At 38.9% G+C, this 23,701-nt stretch carries 20 protein-coding genes and 1 other RNA gene; 12 read left to right on the forward strand and 9 right to left on the reverse strand.

Going from position 1 to position 23,701, the window contains the following annotated elements; genetic code table 11:
* The first annotated feature begins 61 nt into the window (after nucleotides 1-61).
* The 9 genes from ACTJKN_RS03740 to ACTJKN_RS03780 all read left to right on the forward strand — a co-directional run bounded on the left by ACTJKN_RS03740 (nucleotide 62) and on the right by ACTJKN_RS03780 (nucleotide 9,238).
* Nucleotides 62-268 (forward strand): RNA-binding S4 domain-containing protein, encoded by a 207-nt coding sequence (locus ACTJKN_RS03740; protein WP_029275915.1) that lies wholly within the window; start codon nucleotides 62-64, stop codon nucleotides 266-268.
* A complete protein-coding gene (aroB, locus tag ACTJKN_RS03745; RefSeq protein WP_440822775.1) occupies nucleotides 268-1,326 on the forward strand; it encodes a 3-dehydroquinate synthase in 1,059 nt (352 codons plus the stop codon). Before ACTJKN_RS03740 ends, aroB begins: the two co-directional genes overlap by 1 nt.
* Nucleotide 1,327: 1 nt before the next feature.
* Complete coding sequence (locus ACTJKN_RS03750; protein WP_440822777.1) at nucleotides 1,328-2,290, forward strand: sterol desaturase family protein; 963 nt, start codon at nucleotides 1,328-1,330, stop codon at nucleotides 2,288-2,290.
* 629 nt (nucleotides 2,291-2,919) lie between these two features.
* The gene (locus ACTJKN_RS03755; protein WP_108201601.1) at nucleotides 2,920-3,753 is read left to right on the forward strand and encodes a prephenate dehydratase; all 834 of its coding nucleotides are present in this window, start codon (nucleotides 2,920-2,922) and stop codon (nucleotides 3,751-3,753) included.
* Nucleotides 3,754-3,867: 114 nt separating this feature from the next.
* Nucleotides 3,868-5,007 carry a chorismate mutase gene (locus ACTJKN_RS03760; protein WP_057934078.1) on the forward strand — a complete coding sequence of 380 codons (1,140 nt, stop codon included), beginning with the start codon at nucleotides 3,868-3,870 and terminating at the stop codon, nucleotides 5,005-5,007.
* A 231-nt stretch (nucleotides 5,008-5,238) separates the two neighbouring features.
* Nucleotides 5,239-6,507 carry a 3-phosphoshikimate 1-carboxyvinyltransferase gene (gene aroA, locus ACTJKN_RS03765; RefSeq protein WP_440822780.1) on the forward strand — a complete coding sequence of 423 codons (1,269 nt, stop codon included), beginning with the start codon at nucleotides 5,239-5,241 and terminating at the stop codon, nucleotides 6,505-6,507.
* A 135-nt stretch (nucleotides 6,508-6,642) separates the two neighbouring features.
* Nucleotides 6,643-7,740 (forward strand): chorismate synthase, encoded by a 1,098-nt coding sequence (gene aroC / locus ACTJKN_RS03770; RefSeq protein ID WP_440822782.1) that lies wholly within the window; start codon nucleotides 6,643-6,645, stop codon nucleotides 7,738-7,740.
* Nucleotides 7,741-7,749: 9 nt separating this feature from the next.
* On the forward strand, nucleotides 7,750-8,358 hold the full coding sequence (locus tag ACTJKN_RS03775; protein WP_440822784.1) for a DUF1684 domain-containing protein: 609 nt from the start codon (nucleotides 7,750-7,752) through the stop codon (nucleotides 8,356-8,358).
* A 124-nt stretch (nucleotides 8,359-8,482) separates the two neighbouring features.
* Complete coding sequence (locus ACTJKN_RS03780) at nucleotides 8,483-9,238, forward strand: LytR/AlgR family response regulator transcription factor (protein WP_440822786.1); 756 nt, start codon at nucleotides 8,483-8,485, stop codon at nucleotides 9,236-9,238.
* A 1-nt stretch (nucleotide 9,239) separates the two neighbouring features.
* Here ACTJKN_RS03780 and ACTJKN_RS03785 read toward each other — a convergent pair whose 3' ends face one another.
* Complete coding sequence (locus tag ACTJKN_RS03785; RefSeq protein WP_440822788.1) at nucleotides 9,240-11,555, reverse strand: tetratricopeptide repeat-containing sensor histidine kinase; 2,316 nt, start codon at nucleotides 11,553-11,555, stop codon at nucleotides 9,240-9,242.
* Nucleotides 11,556-11,823: 268 nt separating this feature from the next.
* Nucleotides 11,824-14,244, reverse strand: a complete 2,421-nt coding sequence (locus tag ACTJKN_RS03790) for an alpha-ketoacid dehydrogenase subunit alpha/beta (protein WP_440822789.1) — start codon at nucleotides 14,242-14,244, stop codon at nucleotides 11,824-11,826.
* 171 nt (nucleotides 14,245-14,415) lie between these two features.
* Between ACTJKN_RS03790 and ACTJKN_RS03795 the strand changes: the two genes are divergently transcribed.
* The 3 genes from ACTJKN_RS03795 to ssrA all read left to right on the forward strand — a co-directional run bounded on the left by ACTJKN_RS03795 (nucleotide 14,416) and on the right by ssrA (nucleotide 16,571).
* Entirely contained in the window at nucleotides 14,416-14,808 is a 393-nt protein-coding gene (locus ACTJKN_RS03795) for a DUF1573 domain-containing protein (protein ID WP_440822790.1), read from the forward strand.
* Between the two features lie 62 nt (nucleotides 14,809-14,870).
* The gene (locus ACTJKN_RS03800; protein WP_440822792.1) at nucleotides 14,871-16,070 is read left to right on the forward strand and encodes a pyridoxal phosphate-dependent aminotransferase; all 1,200 of its coding nucleotides are present in this window, start codon (nucleotides 14,871-14,873) and stop codon (nucleotides 16,068-16,070) included.
* A gap of 135 nt (nucleotides 16,071-16,205) precedes the next feature.
* Nucleotides 16,206-16,571: a transfer-messenger RNA gene (gene ssrA, locus ACTJKN_RS03805) on the forward strand.
* A 285-nt stretch (nucleotides 16,572-16,856) separates the two neighbouring features.
* On the opposite strand, the gene ACTJKN_RS03810 is transcribed toward ssrA, so the two are convergent.
* The 7 genes from ACTJKN_RS03810 to ACTJKN_RS03840 all read right to left on the reverse strand — a co-directional run bounded on the left by ACTJKN_RS03810 (nucleotide 16,857) and on the right by ACTJKN_RS03840 (nucleotide 23,646).
* A complete protein-coding gene (locus tag ACTJKN_RS03810) occupies nucleotides 16,857-17,717 on the reverse strand; it encodes an SDR family oxidoreductase (protein ID WP_440822794.1) in 861 nt (286 codons plus the stop codon).
* A 77-nt stretch (nucleotides 17,718-17,794) separates the two neighbouring features.
* Nucleotides 17,795-18,364, reverse strand: a complete 570-nt coding sequence (locus tag ACTJKN_RS03815) for a Crp/Fnr family transcriptional regulator (protein ID WP_440822796.1) — start codon at nucleotides 18,362-18,364, stop codon at nucleotides 17,795-17,797.
* 83 nt (nucleotides 18,365-18,447) lie between these two features.
* Nucleotides 18,448-19,275, reverse strand: a complete 828-nt coding sequence (locus tag ACTJKN_RS03820) for an NAD-dependent epimerase/dehydratase family protein (RefSeq protein ID WP_440822798.1) — start codon at nucleotides 19,273-19,275, stop codon at nucleotides 18,448-18,450.
* A gap of 63 nt (nucleotides 19,276-19,338) precedes the next feature.
* Nucleotides 19,339-20,193 (reverse strand): helix-turn-helix domain-containing protein, encoded by an 855-nt coding sequence (locus ACTJKN_RS03825; protein WP_440822800.1) that lies wholly within the window; start codon nucleotides 20,191-20,193, stop codon nucleotides 19,339-19,341.
* Nucleotides 20,194-20,748: 555 nt separating this feature from the next.
* Nucleotides 20,749-21,099 (reverse strand): hypothetical protein, encoded by a 351-nt coding sequence (locus ACTJKN_RS03830; RefSeq protein ID WP_440822802.1) that lies wholly within the window; start codon nucleotides 21,097-21,099, stop codon nucleotides 20,749-20,751.
* A 223-nt stretch (nucleotides 21,100-21,322) separates the two neighbouring features.
* Nucleotides 21,323-22,501 (reverse strand): serine hydrolase domain-containing protein, encoded by a 1,179-nt coding sequence (locus tag ACTJKN_RS03835; RefSeq protein WP_440822804.1) that lies wholly within the window; start codon nucleotides 22,499-22,501, stop codon nucleotides 21,323-21,325.
* Nucleotides 22,502-22,548: 47 nt separating this feature from the next.
* Nucleotides 22,549-23,646 (reverse strand): serine hydrolase domain-containing protein, encoded by a 1,098-nt coding sequence (locus ACTJKN_RS03840; protein WP_440822806.1) that lies wholly within the window; start codon nucleotides 23,644-23,646, stop codon nucleotides 22,549-22,551.
* Between the last annotated feature and the right edge of the window lie 55 nt (nucleotides 23,647-23,701).

Raw genomic sequence — 23,701 nt, forward strand, 5'->3', positions numbered from 1 at the left:
ATTATAAAAAGCATTGGTTGTTAAAACTAAAAAGCTCTAAATAATCGTATTTTTGCACAAAATGATACAATTCAAATTAGAGGGCGAATTTATTCCATTAATCCAACTGTTAAAAGCAAGCGGATTAGTGGGGAGTGGCGGTGATGCCCAAACCGTTGTTGAGGATGGCTTAGTAAAAACTAACGGCGAGGTCGAATTCCGCAAACGTTATAAGGTTAGGGTTGGCGATATTATTACTTTTGGCGAAAACAAAATAGAAGTTATTTAATGGAACCACTAACCAGTGCAGGTCACACCCTATATTTCGAAAGTAATTTAGCAGCGCTAAAAACACTTTTGGAAAGTAACAAATACAGCAAAGTTTTTGTACTTGCAGATGAACATACCAGCGAAATCTGCTTGCCCCTATTTCAATCACTTTTAGATGACTATGCTGAATTTGACCTGATCGAAACTTCGGCAGGTGAAGAAAACAAAAACATCGATTTTTGTATCGGAATCTGGAAGACGCTTTTGGATTTTGAAGCAGACCGCAAAAGTTTAATGATCAATTTAGGTGGCGGTGTAATTACCGATATGGGCGGATTTATTGCCTCTACCTATAAAAGAGGAATCGATTTTATCAATGTACCTACTACCCTTTTATCACAGGTTGATGCTTCGGTAGGTGGCAAAACAGGGATCGATATCGACAATGTAAAAAACATGGTAGGTACCTTTACCTTACCACAAATGGTTTTTATCGAAACTGCATTTTTAAAAACATTACCACAGCGCGAGCTTTTATCAGGCTTTGCCGAAATGATTAAACATGGCCTGATTTATGATAAGCCATATTACGAAAAATTAAAAGAAAGCAACCACTTAACCCCTTCTGCACAAGATATTTACCGATCAGTAGAAATTAAAAATGAAGTGGTAACAATCGATCCGCATGAAAAAAACCTGCGTAAGATTTTAAACTTCGGGCACACCATTGGCCATGCGGTAGAGGGTTATTCTTTGGCAAATGACGAAAATCCGTTAACACATGGTGAAGCCATTGCCATAGGTTTTGTTTGTGAAGCTGCATTATCGATCAAAAACAGTACGTTAACCCAGGGGGAACTGAAGGATATTAGTGAATATATTTTGTCTTTATATCCTAAATATAATATTAAAAAAGAAAGTTTCGATACGCTTTTAGAACTGATGCAAAGTGATAAAAAAAATGAAGATGGAAACATTCTCTTTTCACTTTTAGAAACAACAGGTAAATGCACGTTTAACTGCCGTGTAAGTACCGCCGATATTTTGAGCAGTTTAGATTATTATAACAGTTTGTAAAATGAATTTTACCGGAAGTGATATTTCTGTAGTAGGCCTATTTGGTTTCGTAATCGTTTTAACCCTGGTTGAAATGTATTTCAGCTATGCGCACGACAGAAAATTATATACCAAACGCGATACTTGGACCAATATCTACCTGATGACGGCTGCTATTGTAATTAATTTAGCAACAAAAACAGGTACTTTTTTTCTACTGCAATACTGTTATCAATTCCGTTTGTTCCAAATTTCTAATATTTGGCTTTATTGGTTTGTTTTGATTTTAGCGCAAGATTTCCTGTATTGGTTTTTGCATACAGTTGGTCATTATGTTCGCTTTTTCTGGGCGATGCATGTTACACATCACTCGTCTGAACATTTTAACCTAACCACAGGTTTCCGTTCAACCGTTTTCGAACCATTGTACCGTGTTTTCTTTTATCTGCCATTAGCATTTATGGGTTTCACCGCTGTTGATATCCTTTTCGCTTACCTGGTAACCCAAATTTACGGCAACCTGGTGCACACCCAATACGACATCAAGCTTCCAAAATGGTACGGGTATATTTTCGTAACGCCATCACACCATCGCGTGCACCATGCCAGCAATGTACGTTACCTGGACAAAAATATGGGTATGGTTTTAATTCTTTGGGATAGATGGTTTGGCACTTTCCAGGAGGAGTTGCCAGAAGATGTAGTTAAATACGGCTTAACTACCCAGCCTGAAGATACTGGTGCGGTTAACATTATTTTCCATGAGTTTATTGCATTGAGTGCTGATGTTAAAAAAGCCCCAACCTTTATAGATAAAGTGAAATACATTTTTAACCCGCCGGGGTGGAGCCATGATGGAAGCACTAAAATTGCTAAAATTATGCAACAGGAATTGCGCGAGGAGGAAAAGAAAAGATACGAAGCCTTTCAACAAGACAAAGTAAAAGGGCTTAACGACCGGGGAGAGTTAAGTTCTACAGGATAAAATAATGTAAAGGTCTGTGTCTCCACAGACCTTTTTTGATATACCCTTTCTATTGTTTTTTAGCCACAGATGTGCACAGATAAACACAGATGATGTTTTATTCGAAAAAATGCTGTCATTCTGAGCGCAGCGAAGATCGATGACCGTGGCGAACAGGTGTTTCATCGTCTGCATGTACTGCGTTACGCTTCTATTGATAGTACTCAATTAGTACAGTCGTCATTCCCGCGCAGGCGGGAATCTTAATACTTTTGCATTAAGATTCCCAATCAAGTTGGGAATGACGATCTCGCGCGACTGATCATCTCTAATCAATACTTCTAACCCTAACCATATAAAAATCCGTTTTTAAGCCATTTTCAGAAACAAAAAGACCTATCAAGATATTAGTCCATTTTAAACAAAATTAAATTTTATTAAAAATATTTTCAATTTCCTATTGACAAATTAAATTTTGTTGCTACATTTGGCTCAAGAAAAAAAGATGAAAAATTTTAACACATATTACTTTGGTTACTTTTACTATTTTAGTGAGAGCCGGGGCTAATATGCAAAAAGATATATAACAATATTAAAATGTATAAAAAAGTCCCGGCAAACAGCCGGGACTTTTTTGTTTTAACGCAAAAATGGAAACGACAAAACGAGTAGCAATTCAGGGTATTAAAGCATCTTTCCACGAGGAGGCCGCCTACAAATTCTTTGGTAAAGACATTGAAACTGTTGAGTGTAATTCTTTTAAAGAAACCTGCGACAAGCTAGAGAAAAACGATGCCGATTTCGTAGTAATGGCTATCGAAAACTCTATTGCAGGCAGTTTATTACCAAACTACACACTGATCAGAGATTTTGGTTTTTCGGTTGTAGGCGAGGTTTACTTACCTATCCAGTTGCACTTAATGGCGCTACCAGGCGTAAAGTTTGAAGACATTAAAGTAGTTACTTCTCACCCTATCGCCATTCGCCAGTGTATTGATTTCTTTTACGATTATCCACACATTAAAATTGTGGAGAGTAACGATACTGCTGCTTGTGCAAAACGGATCCAGGAAGAGCAATTAACAGATACTATGGCCATTGCAAACAGTTTAGCTGCTGAACTTTACGGCTTAAATATTTTAGAACGCCGTGTAGAATCGAACAAGAAAAACTATACCCGTTTTCTGATCCTTAAAAAAGATAAAACAGACGAAGGAAAGAAAATAAATAAAGCATCAATCTGTTTTCAGGTTGGACATAAAGCAGGCTCATTGGCAACTGTGTTAAATATTTTCGCCGAACAGGATGTAAGCTTAACAAAAATACAATCTATGCCGGTTTTAGGTAAAAGAAACGAGTATTACTTTTACGTCGACTTAGAATGGCCAAGTACCGAAAAATATGATAAGGCCATTAGAAAGGCATTAAAATATACATCGAACTTTAATATCCTGGGAGAGTACCAGAAGAACGATAAAGTATAAAAAGTCGGGAGTCCGAAGACAAATAAGAGAACAATCAACTCATAATATAAAATAATTAAAATATAACTCCGGATTTCCGACAAAGGACTACGGAATTTAAACACCCCCATCATCATGAAACTTAATTTAAACATCCAACCATTAAACACCTGGTTAAACGTAAACAACGAACCATTAATCATTTCTGGTCCTTGTAGCGCAGAAACTGAAGAACAATTATTAACTACAGCACATTTATTGGCTGCTACCGGTAAAGTATCGGTATTAAGAGCTGGTATCTGGAAACCACGTACCCGTCCGGGAGAATTTGAAGGTATCGGAAGTATCGGTTTAGAGTGGTTAAAACGTGCTAAAGCAGAAACTGGTTTACCAACGGCTGTAGAGGTTGCAAATGCAAAACACGTTGAAGAGGCTTTAGCAGCTGGTGTAGATATCCTTTGGATTGGTGCACGTTCTACTGTAAACCCTTTCACTGTTCAGGAAATTGCTGATGCTTTAAAAGGCCATGATGTTCCGGTATTGATCAAAAACCCTGTTAACCCAGATTTACAGTTATGGATCGGCGCAATTGAGCGTATCAATGGCGCAGGCATTACTAAAATCGGTGCTATTCACCGCGGTTTCTCATCTTTCGAGAAAAGTTCTTTCCGTAACGAACCAATGTGGGAACTTGCTATCCAGTTAAAAACACTTTGCCCTGAATTACCGATCATAAACGATCCAAGTCATATTTGCGGTAATCGTGAGCTAATCCCTTACATTTCTCAAAAAGCATTAGATTTAGATATGCAAGGTTTAATGATCGAATCTCACGTAGATCCTTCAGTTGCCTGGACAGATGCTAAACAACAAGTTACACCAGCTGCTTTAGCTGAATTGGTTGACCGTTTAACTGTTCGTGAACCAGAAGCACCAAATGAAGCTTTTGCTGATAAGTTAGCTGACCTACGTAAATCAATCGATAAAATTGATGATATCTTATTACAGAAATTAGGGGAGCGTATGGCTATTGTAGAGAAAATTGGTGAGTTTAAACGCGATAACCAGGTAACTATTTTACAAGTTAACCGTTGGGATGCCATCATTAAAAAAGGTCATGCTTTTGCAAAAGCTTTAAAATTAGACTTAAACTTTACTGAGAAATTCTTAGAATTGATGCACGGTGAATCAATCCGTAAGCAAACTGAAATTATGAACGCAGGCAAAGCTGAACAAGGTATTGCTGCTGAGCAACATACTGAGGTTAAAGCGTAATTGAGGTAGAGGGTTTAAAGGTTTAAGGTGGAGGGTAAAACCGAAACGCTTAATCAAACTTAACGCTGAAGAGACTAAAGCTTAAAGCTAAGTTTAACAGTGGTGTCATCCTGAGCCTGTCGAAGGACTTACGATAGTTTTCTACTAACTCAATATGATATAAAAACAAATATAATGTGGTGTCAGGTGTTTCCATCTGACACTTACATTTAAGAATAAAAACAGAATAAAATGTCGAAAAACGCCTTAGTTTCTTTTAAAGGAACCAAGAATATTAATACGGAAATCCAATTAACAGGCTCGAAAAGCGAATGCAACAGGGCTTTAATTATTAGCGCTTTAAGTAAAAAACTGGTTAAAGTTGAAAACCTTTCCAATGCTGCCGATACGGTAACCTTAAATGGCATCCTTAATAATCTTGAAGAAGAATTAGAAGTAGAAATCCAGGAATCAAAAACAGTTGACGTTGGGCCTGCAGGGACCGCTATGCGTTTCTTATCGGCTTATCTTTCGGCTAAAAACGGCAATTTCTTACTTACCGGAACAGAACGGATGAAACAGCGCCCCATTGGTATCTTGGCAGAGGCTTTAAAAACCATCGGCGCTGATATTTCTTATGCAGAAGCGGAAGGTTTTCCTCCATTGAATATTGTTGGCCCTTTAAATCAAAAAACTGCTGAAGTTAAAATAAAAGGTGATATCAGTAGTCAATATATTTCGGCATTACTGATGATTGCCCCTATCCTACCTCAGGGTTTAACTTTAGAAATTGAAGGCGAGCTTACCTCTAAACCATATGTATATATGACTTTAGATATGTTGGCTGAAGTTGGCATTGCACATTCCTGGAACGGAAATTCAATTTCCATCAAACCACAGGTATTTAAACCTGGCACTTTGATTGTTGAGCCCGACTGGAGTGCAGCATCATATTGGTATAGCATTGCAGCTTTAGCTGATGAAGCAGAAATTAGTTTACCTGCATTAAAAGAGAAAAGTTTACAGGGTGATAGCCAGATCAAAAATATCATGAAGATTTTTGGCATTGCTACCAGCAAAACAGATAAAGGAATCGCCATTAGCAACTTAGGCCTTTCTTTAGATACCAAAGACGTTTTAGATTTAAAAACCTGTCCGGATTTAGCACAAACCATTGTAGTTATTGCAGCTGCATTAGGTAAAAACATGTCTTTTACAGGCTTAGAGACTTTAAAAATCAAAGAAACAGACCGTATTGCAGCGCTTCAGAACGAATTGGCTAAAATTGGTGTTACTTTTACTGAAAACAATCTGGTTTATACTTTAAACACAGATAACCTTCATTTTCCGGATAAAGTTACCTTTGCAACTTACGAGGACCACCGTATGGCGATGGCTTTTGCACCACTTGCGCTGTTGATTAACGAAGTTGAAATTGAAGAAATGCAGGTAGTAGAAAAATCTTATCCTCATTATTGGGAAGATTTGAAAAAAGCGGGATTTGAAGTAAAAGAGATTTGAGAAGTGAGATATGAGATTTGAGACACTAGATGTGAGACTCAAGAAATAAAACAATAATATTCTAACCAGATTTGAGTGCAATTTGAGGGGGGAAACTTCTCAAATCTAATATCTCAAATCTAACCTCTAAATAATATGGCAGGCAACTCATTCGGACAACTATTTCGCATCACAACCTTTGGCGAATCTCATGGCGTAGCCATTGGGGTAATTATTGATGGCTGTCCGGCGCAATTGGATATCGATATGGATTTTATCCAATCCGAACTTGACAAACGTAAACCGGGTCAATCCAAAATTACCACACAAAGAAAAGAAAGTGATACGGTTCAGATTTTATCTGGTGTATTTGAAGGAAAAAGTACAGGTACACCCATTGCACTTTTAATTCCGAACGAGGATCAACGATCAAAAGATTACGGCCATAATGTTGATGTTTACCGTCCCAGCCATGCCGATTATGTTTATGATGCAAAATACGGCATCCGCGATCACCGTGGCGGAGGTCGCTCTTCTGCCCGCGAAACTGCTGCCCGTGTAGCGGCAGGTGCCATCGCAAAGCTATTTTTAAAGCAACAGGGCATTGAAATTTTCGCGCACGTAACTTCGGTAGGTACAATAGAGGCCCCTAATTTGGAAAGCAATGATTTATCAGCTTTATTGCAAATTAGAGAAGAAAATATTGTGCGTTGCGCCGATCCTGCAACTGCACACGAAATGATTGAATTTATCGATACGGTTCGTAAAGATGGCGATACCGTTGGGGGGAAAATAGGTTGTGTAGTAAAAGGCTGCCCTGCTGGTTTAGGTGAACCTGTTTTTGATAAATTACATGCCGATTTAGGTAAAGCTATGCTCAGCATTAATGCTGTTCATGGTTTCGAATATGGTTCTGGCTTTGCCGGAAGTGAATTAAGAGGATCGCAACACAACGATATTCCCCAGCCTAAAGCAGCCGATTCGAAAGTTTTTAAAACCACCACCAATTATGCCGGCGGTATTTTGGGTGGCATTTCTAACGGGATGGATATTACCTTCAAAGTAGCTTTTAAGCCTGTTGCAACCATTATGCACAACCAACAAACCATCAATGCTGCTGGTGAAGCTTCGGAGATTAAAGGCAAGGGCCGTCATGATCCTTGTGTGGTACCCCGAGCAGTAGTAATTGTTGAGGCCATGGCTGCATTGGTTTTAGCCGATCAGTTTCTAAGAAACAAAGCAAGTATTATATAATTTTTGTTAATGAGAATCATCACCTTCTTATTTCTATTGATCAGCATGAATAGCTTTGCACAAAGTTATGCTGAACAGATCGCAAAACATCGTGAAATCTATAAAGAGGATTTTATTAAAGATGAACGCTCACCACTCAAGAAAAATGATCTGCAAAACCTTCATTTTTATGATGCAGACAGTACTTATAAAATCTCGGCCGATGTAGAAATACTGAAGAATGAGAAAGTTTTCAAAATGCCTACTTTTAATGGCTCGAGCAGCGATTATTATAAATATGCACATGTAAACTTTGTTCTTAATGGCAAAAAAATCCAAATGACTTTATACAAAAGTGTTTCTTTATCAACTAACCCGGTTTATAAAGATCACCTCTTTCTGCCCTTTACTGATGAAACCAACAATAAGGAAACCTATGGCGGTGGCAGGTACATTGATCTGAATGTAAAAGAAATTGCAGATAATCACATCGAAATCGATTTTAACAAAGCCTACAATCCCTACTGTGCTTATAGTGACGGATACCGTTGCCCTGTACCGCCAGAAGAAAACGACCTGCAATTGGCTGTAAAAGCTGGCGAGAAATTATACACTGGTGAAAAGAAACACCAGAAATAAAAGTTAATGTTACGTTTATCCACAAAATGATACCTGATTGTATTATAATCCACATTTTAACGTAAATTACAAACATTAAGTAAAAATACGTGTTCTCTAACTAAATTATATAATCTATCCCTAAATGACGTACAGCTGTTTAATTGTTGATGATAATGAAATTGAAAGAGATGCTATAGAAATGCATCTAAAAAAAATCCCATCATTAAATATTATCGCTGTCTGCAGTAATGGTATAGAAGCTTCGCAAATTTTGTCAACTACTTCTGTAGATATTGTTTATTCCGATATTGATATGCCAGAGCTTTCCGGTATGGATTTATTAAAAAGCCTGAAAAAACAACCGCTATTTATCTTTATCACTTCGTTTAGTGAGTACGCCGCAGAAAGCTTTAATCTGGATGCATTGGATTTTATTGTTAAGCCTGCAACATTCGAACGCATATTAAAAGCCACCAACAAAGCGATCGAGTATATTGAATTAAGGAAACAGGTAAATAAACTTCCTGTCGAAAACTTAAACACCGACGATAAAAAAGACGACGATTATTTCTTTTTTAGAGAGACCAAAGGCATAACCAAGCTGAAATATAATGATGTAATTTATATTGAAAGTATGGGCGATTTTTCAAAGCTGTTTACCAGTACCGATAAACATGTTATTTTAGTAAGCTTAAAAAATCTGGAAAAACAACTGCCTTCAAAAATTTTCTCAAGGGTACATAAACAGTACATCATTAATATAACCCACATTGTTACCTTAACCAATCATGAGGTTCATTTAGATCATAACTTTCTGGTTCCGATAAGTGCTTCTAACAGGCAGGAATTATTGGAAAAATCTATTGATAAGAAAATTCTGTCGAGATTTTTAAAATAAGTTATTTTTTCAGGATTATTTTAAAATAACTTCCGCCTGTAGGATTAATATCGGCGCTAATTTTACCATCCATCAAGCTAATAAAGGTCCTGCAAAGCAACAAACCTAAACCTGTGCCTTTTTCTTTATTGGTGCCTAATGTGCTTACCCCCGCGCCTAAATAGCCTGGCTTATTAAAATGCTCTACCTGTACAGGTGTTAAACCGATCCCTGTATCCGAAATTTTAATCTCCAGTACATCTCCGTTAGGAGCGGCACTAGTTGTAATTGTACCGCCACTTGGCGTAAATTTAATGGCATTACTGATGATATTTCGGATAACCAGCATAAACATATTCGAATCTGCTTTGCAAAATGTTTTGGCTGGCACTAAATTCTTAATAACTAAGCTTTTTACGTTGGCGTTATCCTGCAAAGAAAGAATAACTTCATTAATCAGCTCATGAATATCCAACGATTCTAAATACGGGTTAAAACCCTGCATCTGACTAGCCGCCCAATTAAGGAGATTCTCCATCATTGTAGAGGTATAGGTGAGGTTATTTTTCAGTACGGCAGCATATCTGTTTAATTTCTCTTGCTCAATATTCGTCCCTTCTAAGAGTTGCATAAAGGAAATTAATGAATTTACAGGAGTACGCATATCGTGACTTACGACACTAAAAATACGGTCTTTAACTTTACTCAGCTGCTCTAATTCCCGTTTTTGGTTATTGATAATTTTATTCAGCCTCGTTGTTTTCCGCTGATTAAAAAATATCACAACGGCAATAATCAGAATTAGTGTGGTGGCTATGGTGAGGAATAATTTTACACGTTCGTCAAATTTAATCTGTTGCACCTGTTTACTAATCTGCTTATCCTTTATCCCGGCAGCTAACTTTGCCTCAAATTTAGCATTAGCAAATTTGCTATCCTGAGCCAAACGCTGAATATCGAGATCAGCTTTTGCCTTTTGAAAAGTTAGGAGATCCAATGCTTTTTCTTTATCACTTAATACTAATTGTTGTCTTTTTAGCTCAAGTTCTTGTTGTTGTCTTTTTAACTCACCTTCTGTAAGTTTTTGCTTCAATAAATAATCGCGTTCTTTAATACCAAAATCGAGCTGCATCTGCCTTCGGGTAATTTCCTTTTCCTTTTCCTGATCGAAAATCTTATCTCTAACGGCAATATACTGCCTGTAGTAGGCTAATGATTTGTTATAGTCTTTTTGTTTTTCAAATACCGTACTCAACCCTAAACTAGATTGTTTTTCTATATCCAGTAATCTGTTTTCCTCGGCAATTTTTAAACTATTATTGAGTAAGAGGATGGCGTTTTCAAAATCGTTTTCTTTTTGGTAAAAGTTTCCCAAGGCATATAAACTTGAGGCATAGGCTTCTTTATTTTCTCCCGACTTATTTAACTCAACTGATTTTTGATAGGATTTTATCGCCGCATCCTTTTGTCCTATTGAACTGTATAAATCTGCAAGATCTCGTTTAACTGTGGCGATTAAACCTATGTCTCCAATGGCTTCTGATACCCGCAACGATTTGTTATAATACGCTAAGGCCAGTTTAATTTTCTGGTTAGGCAATACGTCCATCTCTTTTAATTCACGATCTGAAGCCTCGAAATAATTTGTACCAATCAAGCCATAAACAACGGCTACGCCTCTTGTATTTTCGCCTCCTTTAGCAAATACTTTTAGCGCCATGTTCATATAAACCAAGGCCTGACTCTGGTTACCCAAACTTTGGTAAATAGTAGAAATATTGGTATAACAACTTGCCATATCAGTTTCGTTACCCATTTTTTCGTAAATAGCTATGGCCTTTTGGTTAACTTCTAATGACTTTACATAATCAGGAATGCTGCCATATAAAGCACCTAAATTGAGGTAAGTTCCGGCAACCATATCTAAATTACCTACTGAAGAAAATTCGGCAGCTGCATTTTGATAATTCTCTTCTGCCTTTTGATAATTAGACCTGCCGTGATACATTAAACCTCTACGGTAATAAGCCATTGCAGAGAATTTTTGTAGGCTTTTCTCATGTGAAAGCTGGATGGTTTTATCCACGTATTCTTCCGCTTTATCTACATTTTTCATCCTCATGTATTGGCGGTAAACCTCCGTCAATATTTTAATTTTGGTGGAGTCTGTTTTTAAATTCTTTTGATTTAAACTTAAAAGGCTATCCAGTTTTTTCTGCGGCGCATTCACCTGGCTAAAACTAGCCATGCATAAAAATGAGAAAAAGAGAAACAGCATGCCTTTTTTAGAAAAACACGCTTTACTAACGAACTGAGCATTTACAAGATAGCGCTTCATTTTCAGATCAAACCAACGATTTGTTTCTACTGGATAATGAGCATAAAAAATCTTGAAAACGACAGCGTTTCATATCCGGAATGAGATAAAACATACTGAAATAACAAAATAGGTTTGGTTTATAAAAGTAATTAAAAAACTGATCAATAGGTAACCAGTTTTTTACCTTTTTATCTAAATCATTTAAGCATAAACAAAATAAGAAACTGATTTGTAAACCCTTTAAATTACTCAGACAGTTAAATCTTATGTCACGGCGATTGCTTTATTAAAAAAATGCGGGGTATTTAGTTGGATTTGCATCGTGCATCATCTGGTAAATGGTTTCAATTACATCATCAACCGACGGTTTACTGAAATAATCACCATCAGATCCAAATGGCGGACGATGTGCTTTAGCCGATAATGTTTTCGGCTGACCATCTAAATGGAAATAACCTTTTTGTTCTTCGAGTACCTTTTGCAGAATATATGCAGATGCACCTCCAGGAACATCTTCATCTACCACCAGTAATTTATTGGTTTTGGCTAGGGAGTTTACACAAACCTGAGTGGTATCGAAAGGTAATAATGTTTGTGGATCTATAATTTCTACAGAAATGCCCAATAAGCTCAATTCTTCTGCGGCTTCCTGAACAATTCTTAATGAAGATCCATAAGATACTACGGTTATATCCGTTCCTTCTTCTAAAACTTCTGCTTTACCTAACGGAACCGTAAAATCGCCAACATTAGTTGGTAGTTTTTCTTTAAGTCGGTAACCATTTAAACACTCAATTACTACGGCAGGCTCATCAGCCCTAAAAAGGGTATTGTACATGCCGGCAGCCTGAGTCATATTTCTTGGCACACATAAATGCATACCCCTTAAAGCGCCTAAAATCATACTGATTGGTGAGCCTGAATGCCAGATTCCTTCTAATCGATGGCCACGGGTACGCACAATAACAGGTGCTTTTTGAATCCCTTTGGTTCGGTATGATAGTGATGCTAAATCGTCGCTGAGTACATTTAGTGCAAAAATTAAATAATCAAGATATTGTATTTCGGCAATCGGCTTTAAACCCCTCATGGCCAAACCGATACCTTGTCCAATAATGGTCATTTCTCTAATTCCAGTATCGGTAATCCTCAACTCACCATATTTGGCCTGTAAACCTGCAAAGCCTTGATTTACATCGCCAATATTTCCTAAATCCTCTCCAAAAGCCACTAAACGTGGATCGCGGGCAAAATTTTCGTTAAAGCAGGCATTAAGCACTTCCCTACCGTCGACCATTTTCGATTGTTCATCATATGCTGCGTTAACCACTGCAATCATATCCGGACTTTCTTTGCCATCAGTATGCAGTTTAGAGTTATAACGGTCGTGATTAAACTTGGCCTGCTGTTTATACCAGGTTAATAGTTCATCCCGTTCCGGAGAATTAAAACTAGCCGATAAACGGATTGCCTTACGTGCTGCAGTAAAAACCTCTCTGCGCTGTGCATCGGCAGTTGAAGCCAGATTTGCAGCAATTCTAGCCAGCTCCGGTTGATGTTTAGCTACACCGCCAATTAAATCAATCACTTGTTTTTGTTCTGGTTTAATGCTATCCAAAAACTCATTCCAAGCTTCCTTTTGTGCATTACGAACAAAAACTTTTGCGTCTTTTTCAATCTCTGCAATTTCCTCTTCGGTTGCTACTGCAGAATCGAGCATCCAGGCACGCATTTTCAGTATACAATCGTGTTCGGTTTCCCAAGCTAAACGATCTTTTGATTTATACCTTTCGTGCGAGCCAGAGGTAGAGTGCCCCTGGGGTTGAGTAAGTTCGGTAACGTGAATTAAAACAGGTACATGTTCTTCTCGACAAACATTTATTGCTTTTTCATACACCTCGCACAAAGCCGGATAATCCCAGCCCTTTACTTTATAAATTTCATATCCTGGTTGATCAGGCTCACGCTGAAAACCTTTTAAAACTTCAGAAATATCTTCTTTTGTAGTTTGATATTTTGCCGGAACTGAAATGCCATAAGCATCATCCCAAATCGAGATGGCCATGGGTATCTGCAAAACACCTGCGGCATTAATGGCTTCAAAAAACACACCTTCAGAAGTTGATGCATTACCAATGGTACCAAAAGCAACTTCATTTCCGTTAACCGAAAAGTGTTTTAAGTAATCGAGTTCCTTATTTTGCCTAAATAATTTAGAAGCATAAGCTAAGCCCACCAAACGGGCCATTTGGCCACCGGTAGGAGAAATATCTGACGAACAGTTTTTAATCTGCGTTAAATCGTTCCAGCTTCCATCTTCATTAATTGATTTTGTCGCAAAATGGCAGTTCATTTGCCTTCCACCGGAAAACGGATCAGCTCCGTCGGTTGGATTGGCATAAAGTTGTGCGAAAAATTCTTTAATGGTAGAAATCCCAGTTGCAAAAGCAAAAGTTTGATCGCGGTAATAGCCCGAGCGCCAATCGCCGTTTTTAAAAGCTTTCGCCATAGCCACCTGGGGTACCTCTTTCCCATCGCCAAAAATACCAAATTTAGCCTTCCCTGTTAATACTTCTCTACGGCCTAAAACACTGGCCTGCCTACTTTCAAAGGCTATTTTATAATCATTTATAACGATAGATTTAAAATCGTTAAAACTGAGTTCGGAAGCATCAATAGTGTTGGTCATCAATTTTTCATTCGGCATAGTAATCAAAGATTGGTTGCGGCAAATATATACAAAATTAAAAGTTTGCCTTTATCCTCCATGGTAAAATTATATATTGATTTGTAAAATATATTTGGAATAGTTTTTGTTTTACATTGAAAACATTAAATTTGTTTTAGAAATTAAAAAATAAAATTACAACCACATAACATGAAAAAGATCTTAGTATTATTCGCTTTTGTTTTAGGTTTTGGTATTGCTGCAAATGCACAGGCTAAACCTGCTGAATTTAAATTTGAAGCTGAAACGCACGATTTCGGTAAAATCGTTTTAAACAAACCAGTAACTTACGATTTCAAATACACCAACGTTGGCGAACAACCATTAATTATTACCAAAGCTGAAGCAAGTTGTGGATGTACAGTACCTAAATACACTTCTACGCCATTGAAAAAAGGTGAAACAGGTGTGATTTCGGTAACGTTTAACGCTGCTGCCGGTCCATCTACTTTCTCGAAAGCTGTAACCATTACTTCAAATGCTAAAACACCAATTAAAGTGCTTTACATTAAAGGTGAAACGGTTGCCGCAGCTTCGAAATAATTATTTAAACGATAATATTTAAAAAGTCCCGATTTTCATCGGGACTTTTTTATTTTTGTGCCATGCCAAAAATTTCACAAAAAGGTGTGCAGATGCCTGCATCGCCAATCAGAAAGTTAACTCCATTTGCAGATCAAGCTAAAAAAGATGGTAAAAAAGTTTTCCATTTAAATATTGGTCAACCAGATATCGAAACACCTGAAGGAATGTTAAACGCCATCAAAAACATTGATTTTAATGTTTGGGCCTATACTCCATCAGAAGGTACACTTGCATACCGCTTAAAACTTACCGAATACTACAATAAACTGGGTTACAATATTACACCCGAAAATATATTGGTAACAGTTGGTGGTTCTGAGGCCATTACCATCGCCATGCAAACCTGCGTAAACGAGGGCGATGAAATTATCATTCCAGAACCTTTTTATGCCAATTACAATGGCTTTGCCTGCATGAGCAACGTAGTGGTAAAACCCATCCTTTCTTACATCGAAAATGGTTTTGCTTTGCCTCCGATTGCCGAATTCGAAAAACTGATTACAGAAAAAACGAAGGCAATCATCATTTGTAACCCCAATAATCCAACTGGTTATTTATATTCAAGGGCAGAATTAGAGGCGTTAAAAACACTTTGTGTTAAATACGATCTATTTTTATTCTCTGACGAAGCTTATCGCGAATTCTGTTATGATGGAAGAGAATTTATTTCTCCAATGCATTTAGCTGGTTTGGATGAAAATGTGGTGATTATGGATACGGTTTCTAAACGTTACAGCGCTTGTGGAGCACGTTTAGGCTGTTTAATTACCAAAAACAAAGAAGTTATTGCATCAGGATTAAAATTTGCGCAAGCAAGATTAAGCCCGGGCATGGTAGAGCAGATTGCCGGAGCGGCAGCTGTTGATACACCAGATAGTTATTTCGAAAAAGTAAATACCGAATATACTTTGCGCCGCGATACTTTGGTTAATCGGTTAAATAATATAGAAGGTGTTTTCTGCCCTAATCCCGGCGGAGCATTTTATGTGGTAGCAAAATTCCCGATTGATGATGCTGATAAATTCTGTCAGTGGATTTTAGAGGAATTTACCCATAATAACCAAACGGTAATGATGGCACCTGCAACGGGCTTTTACTCTACCCCAGGTTCTGGTAAAAACGAAGTGCGTATGGCATATGTATTAAATACTGATGATTTAAACGCAGCTATGGACTGTTTGGAAGTAGCATTGCAACAATATCCGGGAAGAACGGTATAGTTTTCAGTTTTCAATTCACAGTTTTCAGTTCACGGTTTTAAATGCCAAATAACAGTTTAAAGCTATTATTTGGCATTTTATTTGTATATTTGTATCCGGTTTACAAATTGATTATTTAAAACTGTAAACTGAACCGGGGCCGTTCTTGGATTTGACAGGGTGGCGAAGGTTATGTTAGCATGCAGTGCGTTGTACGGAGAGCACTTAAAGTGAACGTTCACATTTTAGTTGGCGAAAATACTTACGCCTTAGCTGCTTAGTTTAGAACTAACTAGCTTTTGTCCCTCTAACTGCTGCATTGTTGGGTTAGAATCTGGGGCATCGAAACAACAAAGCTGGCTTTAAGGAGATACGACTTAAAGTGAGATAAAGTATCTAAGGATTTAAATAAGGTCGGTTTTCAGCCCGTTTATTTCCCGAAAATCAATTGAAAAATAAGCATGTAGAAGGTATAATTTATCTCACAACTGGACAAGGGTTCGACTCCCTTCGGCTCCACTGGAATCAGTAACAAAATTCACCAAAAAACAAAAAAGCCTGCAAATCGTTGATTTGCAGGCTTTTTTTTGTCATTCAATGGCTTTTTTGACTAAATAGCGCATATACGGGGTGAGTCAAACAAAGAAATTCTGACGAACCGATTTATATAACTAATTGAAATACAATTAATTAAACGCAACTCTTTCTTTTAGAAAACCTTAAACTAACTTACTTCAGTATGCAATAGCCACAAACAAAAACGGCAGTAGCTTTACGCCACTGCCGTTCCTATTAATTCAATTCCGCTTACAATAACTCGCCCATCCCGAATGCCGTCAATCCTTTCGCAAACTGTTCGGCTACAGCCTGATTGGCGGCTTCAATATACGGGCCTGTTATGGGGTCGACGACCGTACGTAATGGCCGGGTGCCTTTCGGGGTACCAATCAGTTTTACAATAGCGCCAGCAACGTCCTGCGGGTTAGGGTTCTTGGCTTGCATCTCTCCGCCCAGTGCGGCTACCATTTTATTAGGAATATCAGCAATAGTTCCGTATCCCTCAAATACACCCTGGTCAGATGCGGGGTTGTTCTTTTGCTGCATTTCGGTAGGAAAAGCGCCCGGCTCCACAATAGCCACATCAATGCCTAAACGTTTGACCTCATAATGCAGGCCTTCACTTATTCCCTCCAGTGCAAATTTCGAGGCTGCATACATGGTAGCGAACGGGAACGACACGCGCCCAAAACCGCTGGTCACGTTAACGATCAGTCCGTCGGCCTGCTTACGCATAGCGGGCAGGACCTGTTTGATCAGTCGCCAAGGGGCATAAACATTGATATCAAAGGTAGTGTGCACATCGGCAGTAGTAAAGCTTTCGGCTACACCGCTCATGCTGTAACCGGCGTTGTTCACCAACACATCAATAGTCCCTTCTTTGGCCAAAATGGTATCAACGGCCTGCTTCACGCTCTGGTCGTCAGTTAAGGTAACATCTAAAACGGTTACATTCTCTACGGCCGCAAGTGCAGCCGCTTTATCGGCATTACGGCCGTCGGTGTCGCGCATCGTCGCGTATACCTTGTGTCCTAAAGCAGCTACGCTGTGGGCGGTAAGCCAGCCAAAACCACTATTTGTTCCGGTGATCAGTACAATTTTTTTGCTCATCTTTATTATTATTTAATGACTATGCAAATATTGAAAACAACAACACAAAAACATTTACCAAATGGTAAAAAATGCCGTTAATGGATACTACGGCGTATACGGCTTAACGATTGCTGGGTAACGCCCAGATAGGAGGCCACGTGGGAAAGCGGGATGCGGTTGATGAGGTTGGGGAAAGCTTTAATAAAGGACAGGTAACGCGTGGTGGCGTCTTCTGATATCAACGGACTGCGCCGCTCCATGGCCAGCGTAAGGCATTTTTTCACCATCTTTGCCTTCATCATTTCCCATCCCACAATGGTATTGGATATCTCATCCCAGCTCTTTTTGCTAAAAACAAGCACCTTGCAGTCGGTAACAGCCTGTACATATTCCGAGGCCGCGATCTGCGATTCGAACTTTTCGTTATCGACTACAAAATTGCCTTCGTCCACAAAATAGTTGGTGATTTCTTCACTCTTGTTGTTGTAATAACAAAAGCGGAACACACCTTCCACCACAAAGGCCACATAACGGGGGATCTTTCCGGCTTCCGACAGGTATCCGTGTTTTTTGATTTCCAGCATTTCAACCTTGCTAAGCAAAAATTCGATCTGCTGTTTGTTCAGGTCACCAAATTGCAGGATAAGATTTATCATCGCTTCCATGATGTAAAGATAGTGTATGGCGCAAAGCAATAAATTACCATTTGGTAAAAAAATGAGGAGTGCCGGTCAAATCGAGTAAGTCATCAGAGCAGGTTTTCCTGCACCGCCTGATAGACAGTTCGTACCGACGCCTGAAAGCCCAAACTGCGTGCCAGAGAGGCATCAGCATGAAGGTACCAGGGATTAATCAGTGGCTCTGCGGATGAAGTCATAGTTTCGCCGACAAGCTGAAGTAATTCGTAAAGTGTGGTTGGCGCCTCATCTGCGATATTGACCACGCGGCCGTCCATGCTCCCTTGCAAAGCCATTAAGATAGCCCTGTATATATCGCGATGGTGAATAGTACTCATCCGCATCGCCGGATGAAATTTAGCAGCAACTACATGTCCAGGCAATTCTTCCAGGTGGCCATCACCATCCCCATAAACAAATGGGAAGCGTAAAACAGACCAGTTCAATCCGCTTTCACGCAACTCCTTTTCCGCAGCAACTTTACTGGCCGGATAGGCATGCTGCGGGTTAAGCGTATCGTCCTCCCGACCGGGGTGTGGATTGCTCGCGCCATAAACATGACTGGTGCTTGCAAAAATGAAACGGGCATCCGGGGCATTGCGCTTTACGGCATCAATGAGATTATGCGTACCCTCCAGGTTACTTTTCCAGATCAGGTCCGTATCCGGTGACCGGAACACGGCTGCCAGGTGAATGATCGCCTTTGCATCTTTCACCGCTTTTTCCAGCGTTGCGGGATCAAATAAGTCCCCATCTATAGCCGTTACTCCCGCCGCAACTTCTTTGCTACGTACCAGTGCGAAACAATCAAATCCTGCTTCAACAAGGCGGGGCAAAAGCCTTGAACCTACTAAGCCGGTTGCACCGGTTACCAATATTTTATCAAATTGTCTATCCATAATTTATTTACTTTAGACAAAGATGGGGCTAATATAATCGTATGCTTCGGACAAAAACCGCTTTTACAAGGACAAATCCTGGTAAAAGCTGGCTATCGTTTTGCCGGTTACTTTCTTAAACAAACGCGAAAAATAACCCGGGTCATTAAAGCCAAGCTCGTATGCCAGTTCCTTTACCGACGTATGCTGGTTATTATATATCCTACGCCTTGCCTCGACGATCAAACGCTCTATGATATATTCTTTAGGTGAAACGCCAGAATGCTGCTTCACGATCCGATACAGACAATCTGTGCTTAAGGCCAGTTTTTCTGCAATCTCTGTTATGGCAGGTTGATCAGTAAAATTATCTTCTACAAATAGCTTGAATCCTAAAAATTTATCGAGGCTCCCTGCTATGTGCTTTTTATCCAATATAAAATAAGCGGCGTTTATTTCTGTAAGCAGGCTGTTCAGATAGGCCAGGATCAGTTCGGGATCAGTATCGGCAGTACCCAGCAGTTCATTTAAAATCTTGAAGTTATTCCAGAGCCTATGTGCCGCATCGGGCAGAAAGCTTATTTTTTGCTGGTTCAGGGGGTTGAGCAAAAAGGGAAACTTTTTCGGCAATCGCGAAAGGCACTCATCATCAAACCCCAGTTTATAGTAGTTAGCGCTATGGCCGGCTGTAGTCAATTGTCGGAGCTGGTAGGGCATTGCAAAGAAAAGCTCATGCTTGCCTATCTTGATGGTTTCCCCGTCGATAACCTCCTGGCTGCTTCCATGCAGCACAAAAAGAAAGAAATAATAAGGCAGCCGTTGAGTAGAGCCGTATTGAGCTGCCGACTCGGCCGATATATGGCCGAATTCCGGGGAAACAATACGTATAGAAAGCCTTTTGTTTTGACTCAGATTTTCAGGAAAAGTTTTACTGCGCATAACTTCTAACGATTATCATTAAGCAAAGTTAATCAATTGGTCTCTGTTTATGCGTTAAAAGCAAGGTTGGGGCTCCCTTCCATATTGTTTAAGCTCTATGAGCATTTGGGTTGAAGAGCAATTATAGTCGGCCAGAAACGGTACGATAACAGAAAAAACAGGATTTAAATAATCTATTCAAAATTCCGGGATCAACCTGCTCACCGAACTTTGTGATCCATCGATCCAGGTAAATATCCCTTCCGCTATGGTATTCCCAACTGGAAGCTCTCTTGACAATATTTGGCGCATCTTACCCTTATGCAGTGTATAATTTGTTTTGATACTTTAATGACTTACCATATCCATCCTCTACTTCTTCATCATTGAGCACATATATTCCTTTGTCGATCTTCATGATTTTAATGATCCCTTATTGAGATTTATTACTGAAATAATCTTGCAATACAAGATTAGTAGTAAAAAGTCAAAATATTAAACAAACAATGTTCCTTATGGCTCTTATTGCCCTAAAATATGAGACAATTGATAATTTCTTTAAATCTACTTGATGAGCTAATCCTTCTTGAGGATCATTTTCTTTTCATTTATACTAAGCTCCATAACATCTTTCTCCAACAACCTAAGATCTACTTTACTCTCTTTGACCAGCTTACCAACATTTATCAATTGGAAAACTCCCTTAAAGGAACCCTCAGGCTTGCTGGAATCTGGAGATAAAAAGTAGCGCTGATCGAAAGCATACCTGTCATCAGATAATCTGACGATATTATCAGGATAGAAAACAACTTCTTCAATAGCTGAAACCTTTGAAATACTATGCCATTTTCCAAGGAAAGAAGCAGGTCGATCCGGGCGGGCAAACAAACTACAAGAAAAGACAACACTTAAAAATATACTTTTCATACATCATTTAATTTATTTGTTAATATCTATTCCAATTAAAAAAAGTCATTAAAAGTAAAATAATGTTTCAATATATTAAAGGACATCTTTTTAGGAAGAATGTTGCATCATTGCACCAGATCTGCAGGTTATTCTAGTCGTTAGCGCTAGATAAGATCCAACTATTTTCACCTCAATTGCATACTAATTTCGGTTATAATCATTCATACAGATTTCATATATTTTATTTCCTAAGCTTAATGCCATACTTGTAAAGATCTTCGTAGATTTCAAAGAATTTATCTTCTTCCTTTTCACTCAACGAAGTATTGACAAAGAGAATAACCGCAATTTCCTTATTTAGATCGGAAAGCATAAAAACCCTTACACCAGGGTCTGACCCATTGTGTCCAATCCGGGTACCGCCCATCTTAGTCGCCCAGAATATACCCGAATTCAGCGATTGGGGTTTGACATTCTCAGGTTTGTTAGCATCATTAAACTGGAACCTAAGCATTTCCTTTACGGTTTTAGCTTCTAACACCTGCCTATTTTTAAACTTCCCGTCATTTAACAGGCAGATAAAGAAATTGCTTAGATTATCGACAGATGTACGTACACCTCCGTCGGGATAAGTAGTACATCCATACAAAGGGATCTCACGGACTTCATTACCCTGTTTCTCGTAAAGCTTTGTATGCTTTTTTAGATTTATTTCCGACATAAACCATCCGGTATCTTCCATCTTCAACGGACCGAACAGATACTTCTTACTGTATTCATTCAATTTTAGACCGGTTCTTAGTTCAATGATATAACCCGCAAGTCCGGCCCCAATATTAGAGTATTCACGGAATGTTCCTGGTTTATGATCAAGAAAGTTTTCTTTAGAATAATACATTCCGCCAGCAACAAAATAGTTTCGCAAAAAATCGCCCAATGCCTGCGGCGAATCTTTGCCATTAAAATAAAGGCTATCGGTATAAAAAGGATACCTGTCGGTAAGCCCGGAAGTATGGGTAGAAAGATTTCGGAGGGTTATTTTTTCGTCGGGAAAATAAGGATTGTATATTTTGAATGGAAGATAGTTGTTAATATCCTCGTCCAGGGAAAGTTTCCCCTGCTCTACTGCTTTCATGATACAGGCACCGGTAACTGTTTTCGAGACCGATGCGATGTTCATCAGCGTTGATGTTGTGAAAGCTTCACCGGCCTGTCTATCGGAAAACCCGTACCCTTTTTTCCACACCACTTTTTTATCGATAATAATGGCTGCACCAAGTCCAACAATCCCGCTTTCAGACATCTTTTTTCCGATCAGGCTGTCAATGTCTGTTGCCATAGCATTGCTTTGTGCATAAAGGTTTGCAGAGAAGGCTGCCGTAAAAATGCAAAGTAAAAGTAGTTGCATGTACTTATTCATATCGCTATATTAAAATTAGTTCTAACTTACATTGCTTTGGTTGCTGGTTACCAATATTTATCTTTAATCCCCTTTAAAACAAATGCAGCAATATCTCCCACTAATTTTGTCGGGGAATTGCGGTCGCAATTGCTCAAGCCTATTACATATATGTCTTCGCTGGGGATATAGACAGCCATTGTTTTAAATCCAAAGATGCTGCCACCATGTTCACGGGTTGGCGTGCCGTCTATATCGCGGATATGCCAGCCGTAACCATAAGTATATTCCGCTCCGTTGTTTAGTTTGTATCTGCTAAATGCCTTATTCGTTTCCTTTGCATCGAGGAGAAGATTGCTGTTCAGTGCATTTTGCCATTTTAACATATCACCAGTTGTAGACATTAATGAACCCGACGAAAAGGGTACACTAAAACTGATTATGGTTTTGTTGACATATCCTGATTCTTTTTTGTGATACCCGTACGCCCTTTTATCGATAACTTTCCTGTCACTCGCAAACATTGAACGGCTCATTCCCACTCTGTCAAAAATGTTTTTTTTGATGAAATCTTCATACCGCTCTCCTGAAACAATTTCTATCAGGTAACCTAAAAGCACATATCCTGAATTATTGTATTCAAACTTTTCTCCTGGAGCAAAATCGACAGGTTCGTTTTTAAAAAAATCTACCATCATTTTAGGCGTCATTTCCTTTTGGGCAATATCGGATAAGGCTTTCATTTTCGTAAAATCCTTTATTCCCGAAGTGTGCGTTAGAAGATGGTGTATGGTTATTTTCTCTCCATTGGGATAATCCGGGACATACTTTAGGATGGGCTCCTCCACTTTAAGTTTGCCTTCTTGTTCCAACATGAGAACAGCTACCGCTGTAAACTGTTTGGTCATCGATCCCAGCTGAAAGACATTTTCAGGACTAAGATTATCACCCAGTTCAAGGTTCGCCTTACCAATGGCTTTTTGATAGACCGGTTTTCCTTTTCTGGAAACCATAAATACACCTCCAGGCCCGTTTGGATCCTTAAAATCCCTTACAATCAAACTGTCAATCCCCATTCCGAGGCGCTGTGCCTGTAAGGAAAGCGTGGAGGAGATGATAAAAAAGGCAAAAGCCATCCGGATAAGGAGGTATTTAAATTTTGGCATAATAAATATTTATTGTTAAGACGCAAGGAAGTAATATAAGGTTACACAGATATAC

This window comes from Pedobacter sp. 22163, assembly GCF_052045595.1.
GTDB lineage: Bacteria > Bacteroidota > Bacteroidia > Sphingobacteriales > Sphingobacteriaceae > Pedobacter.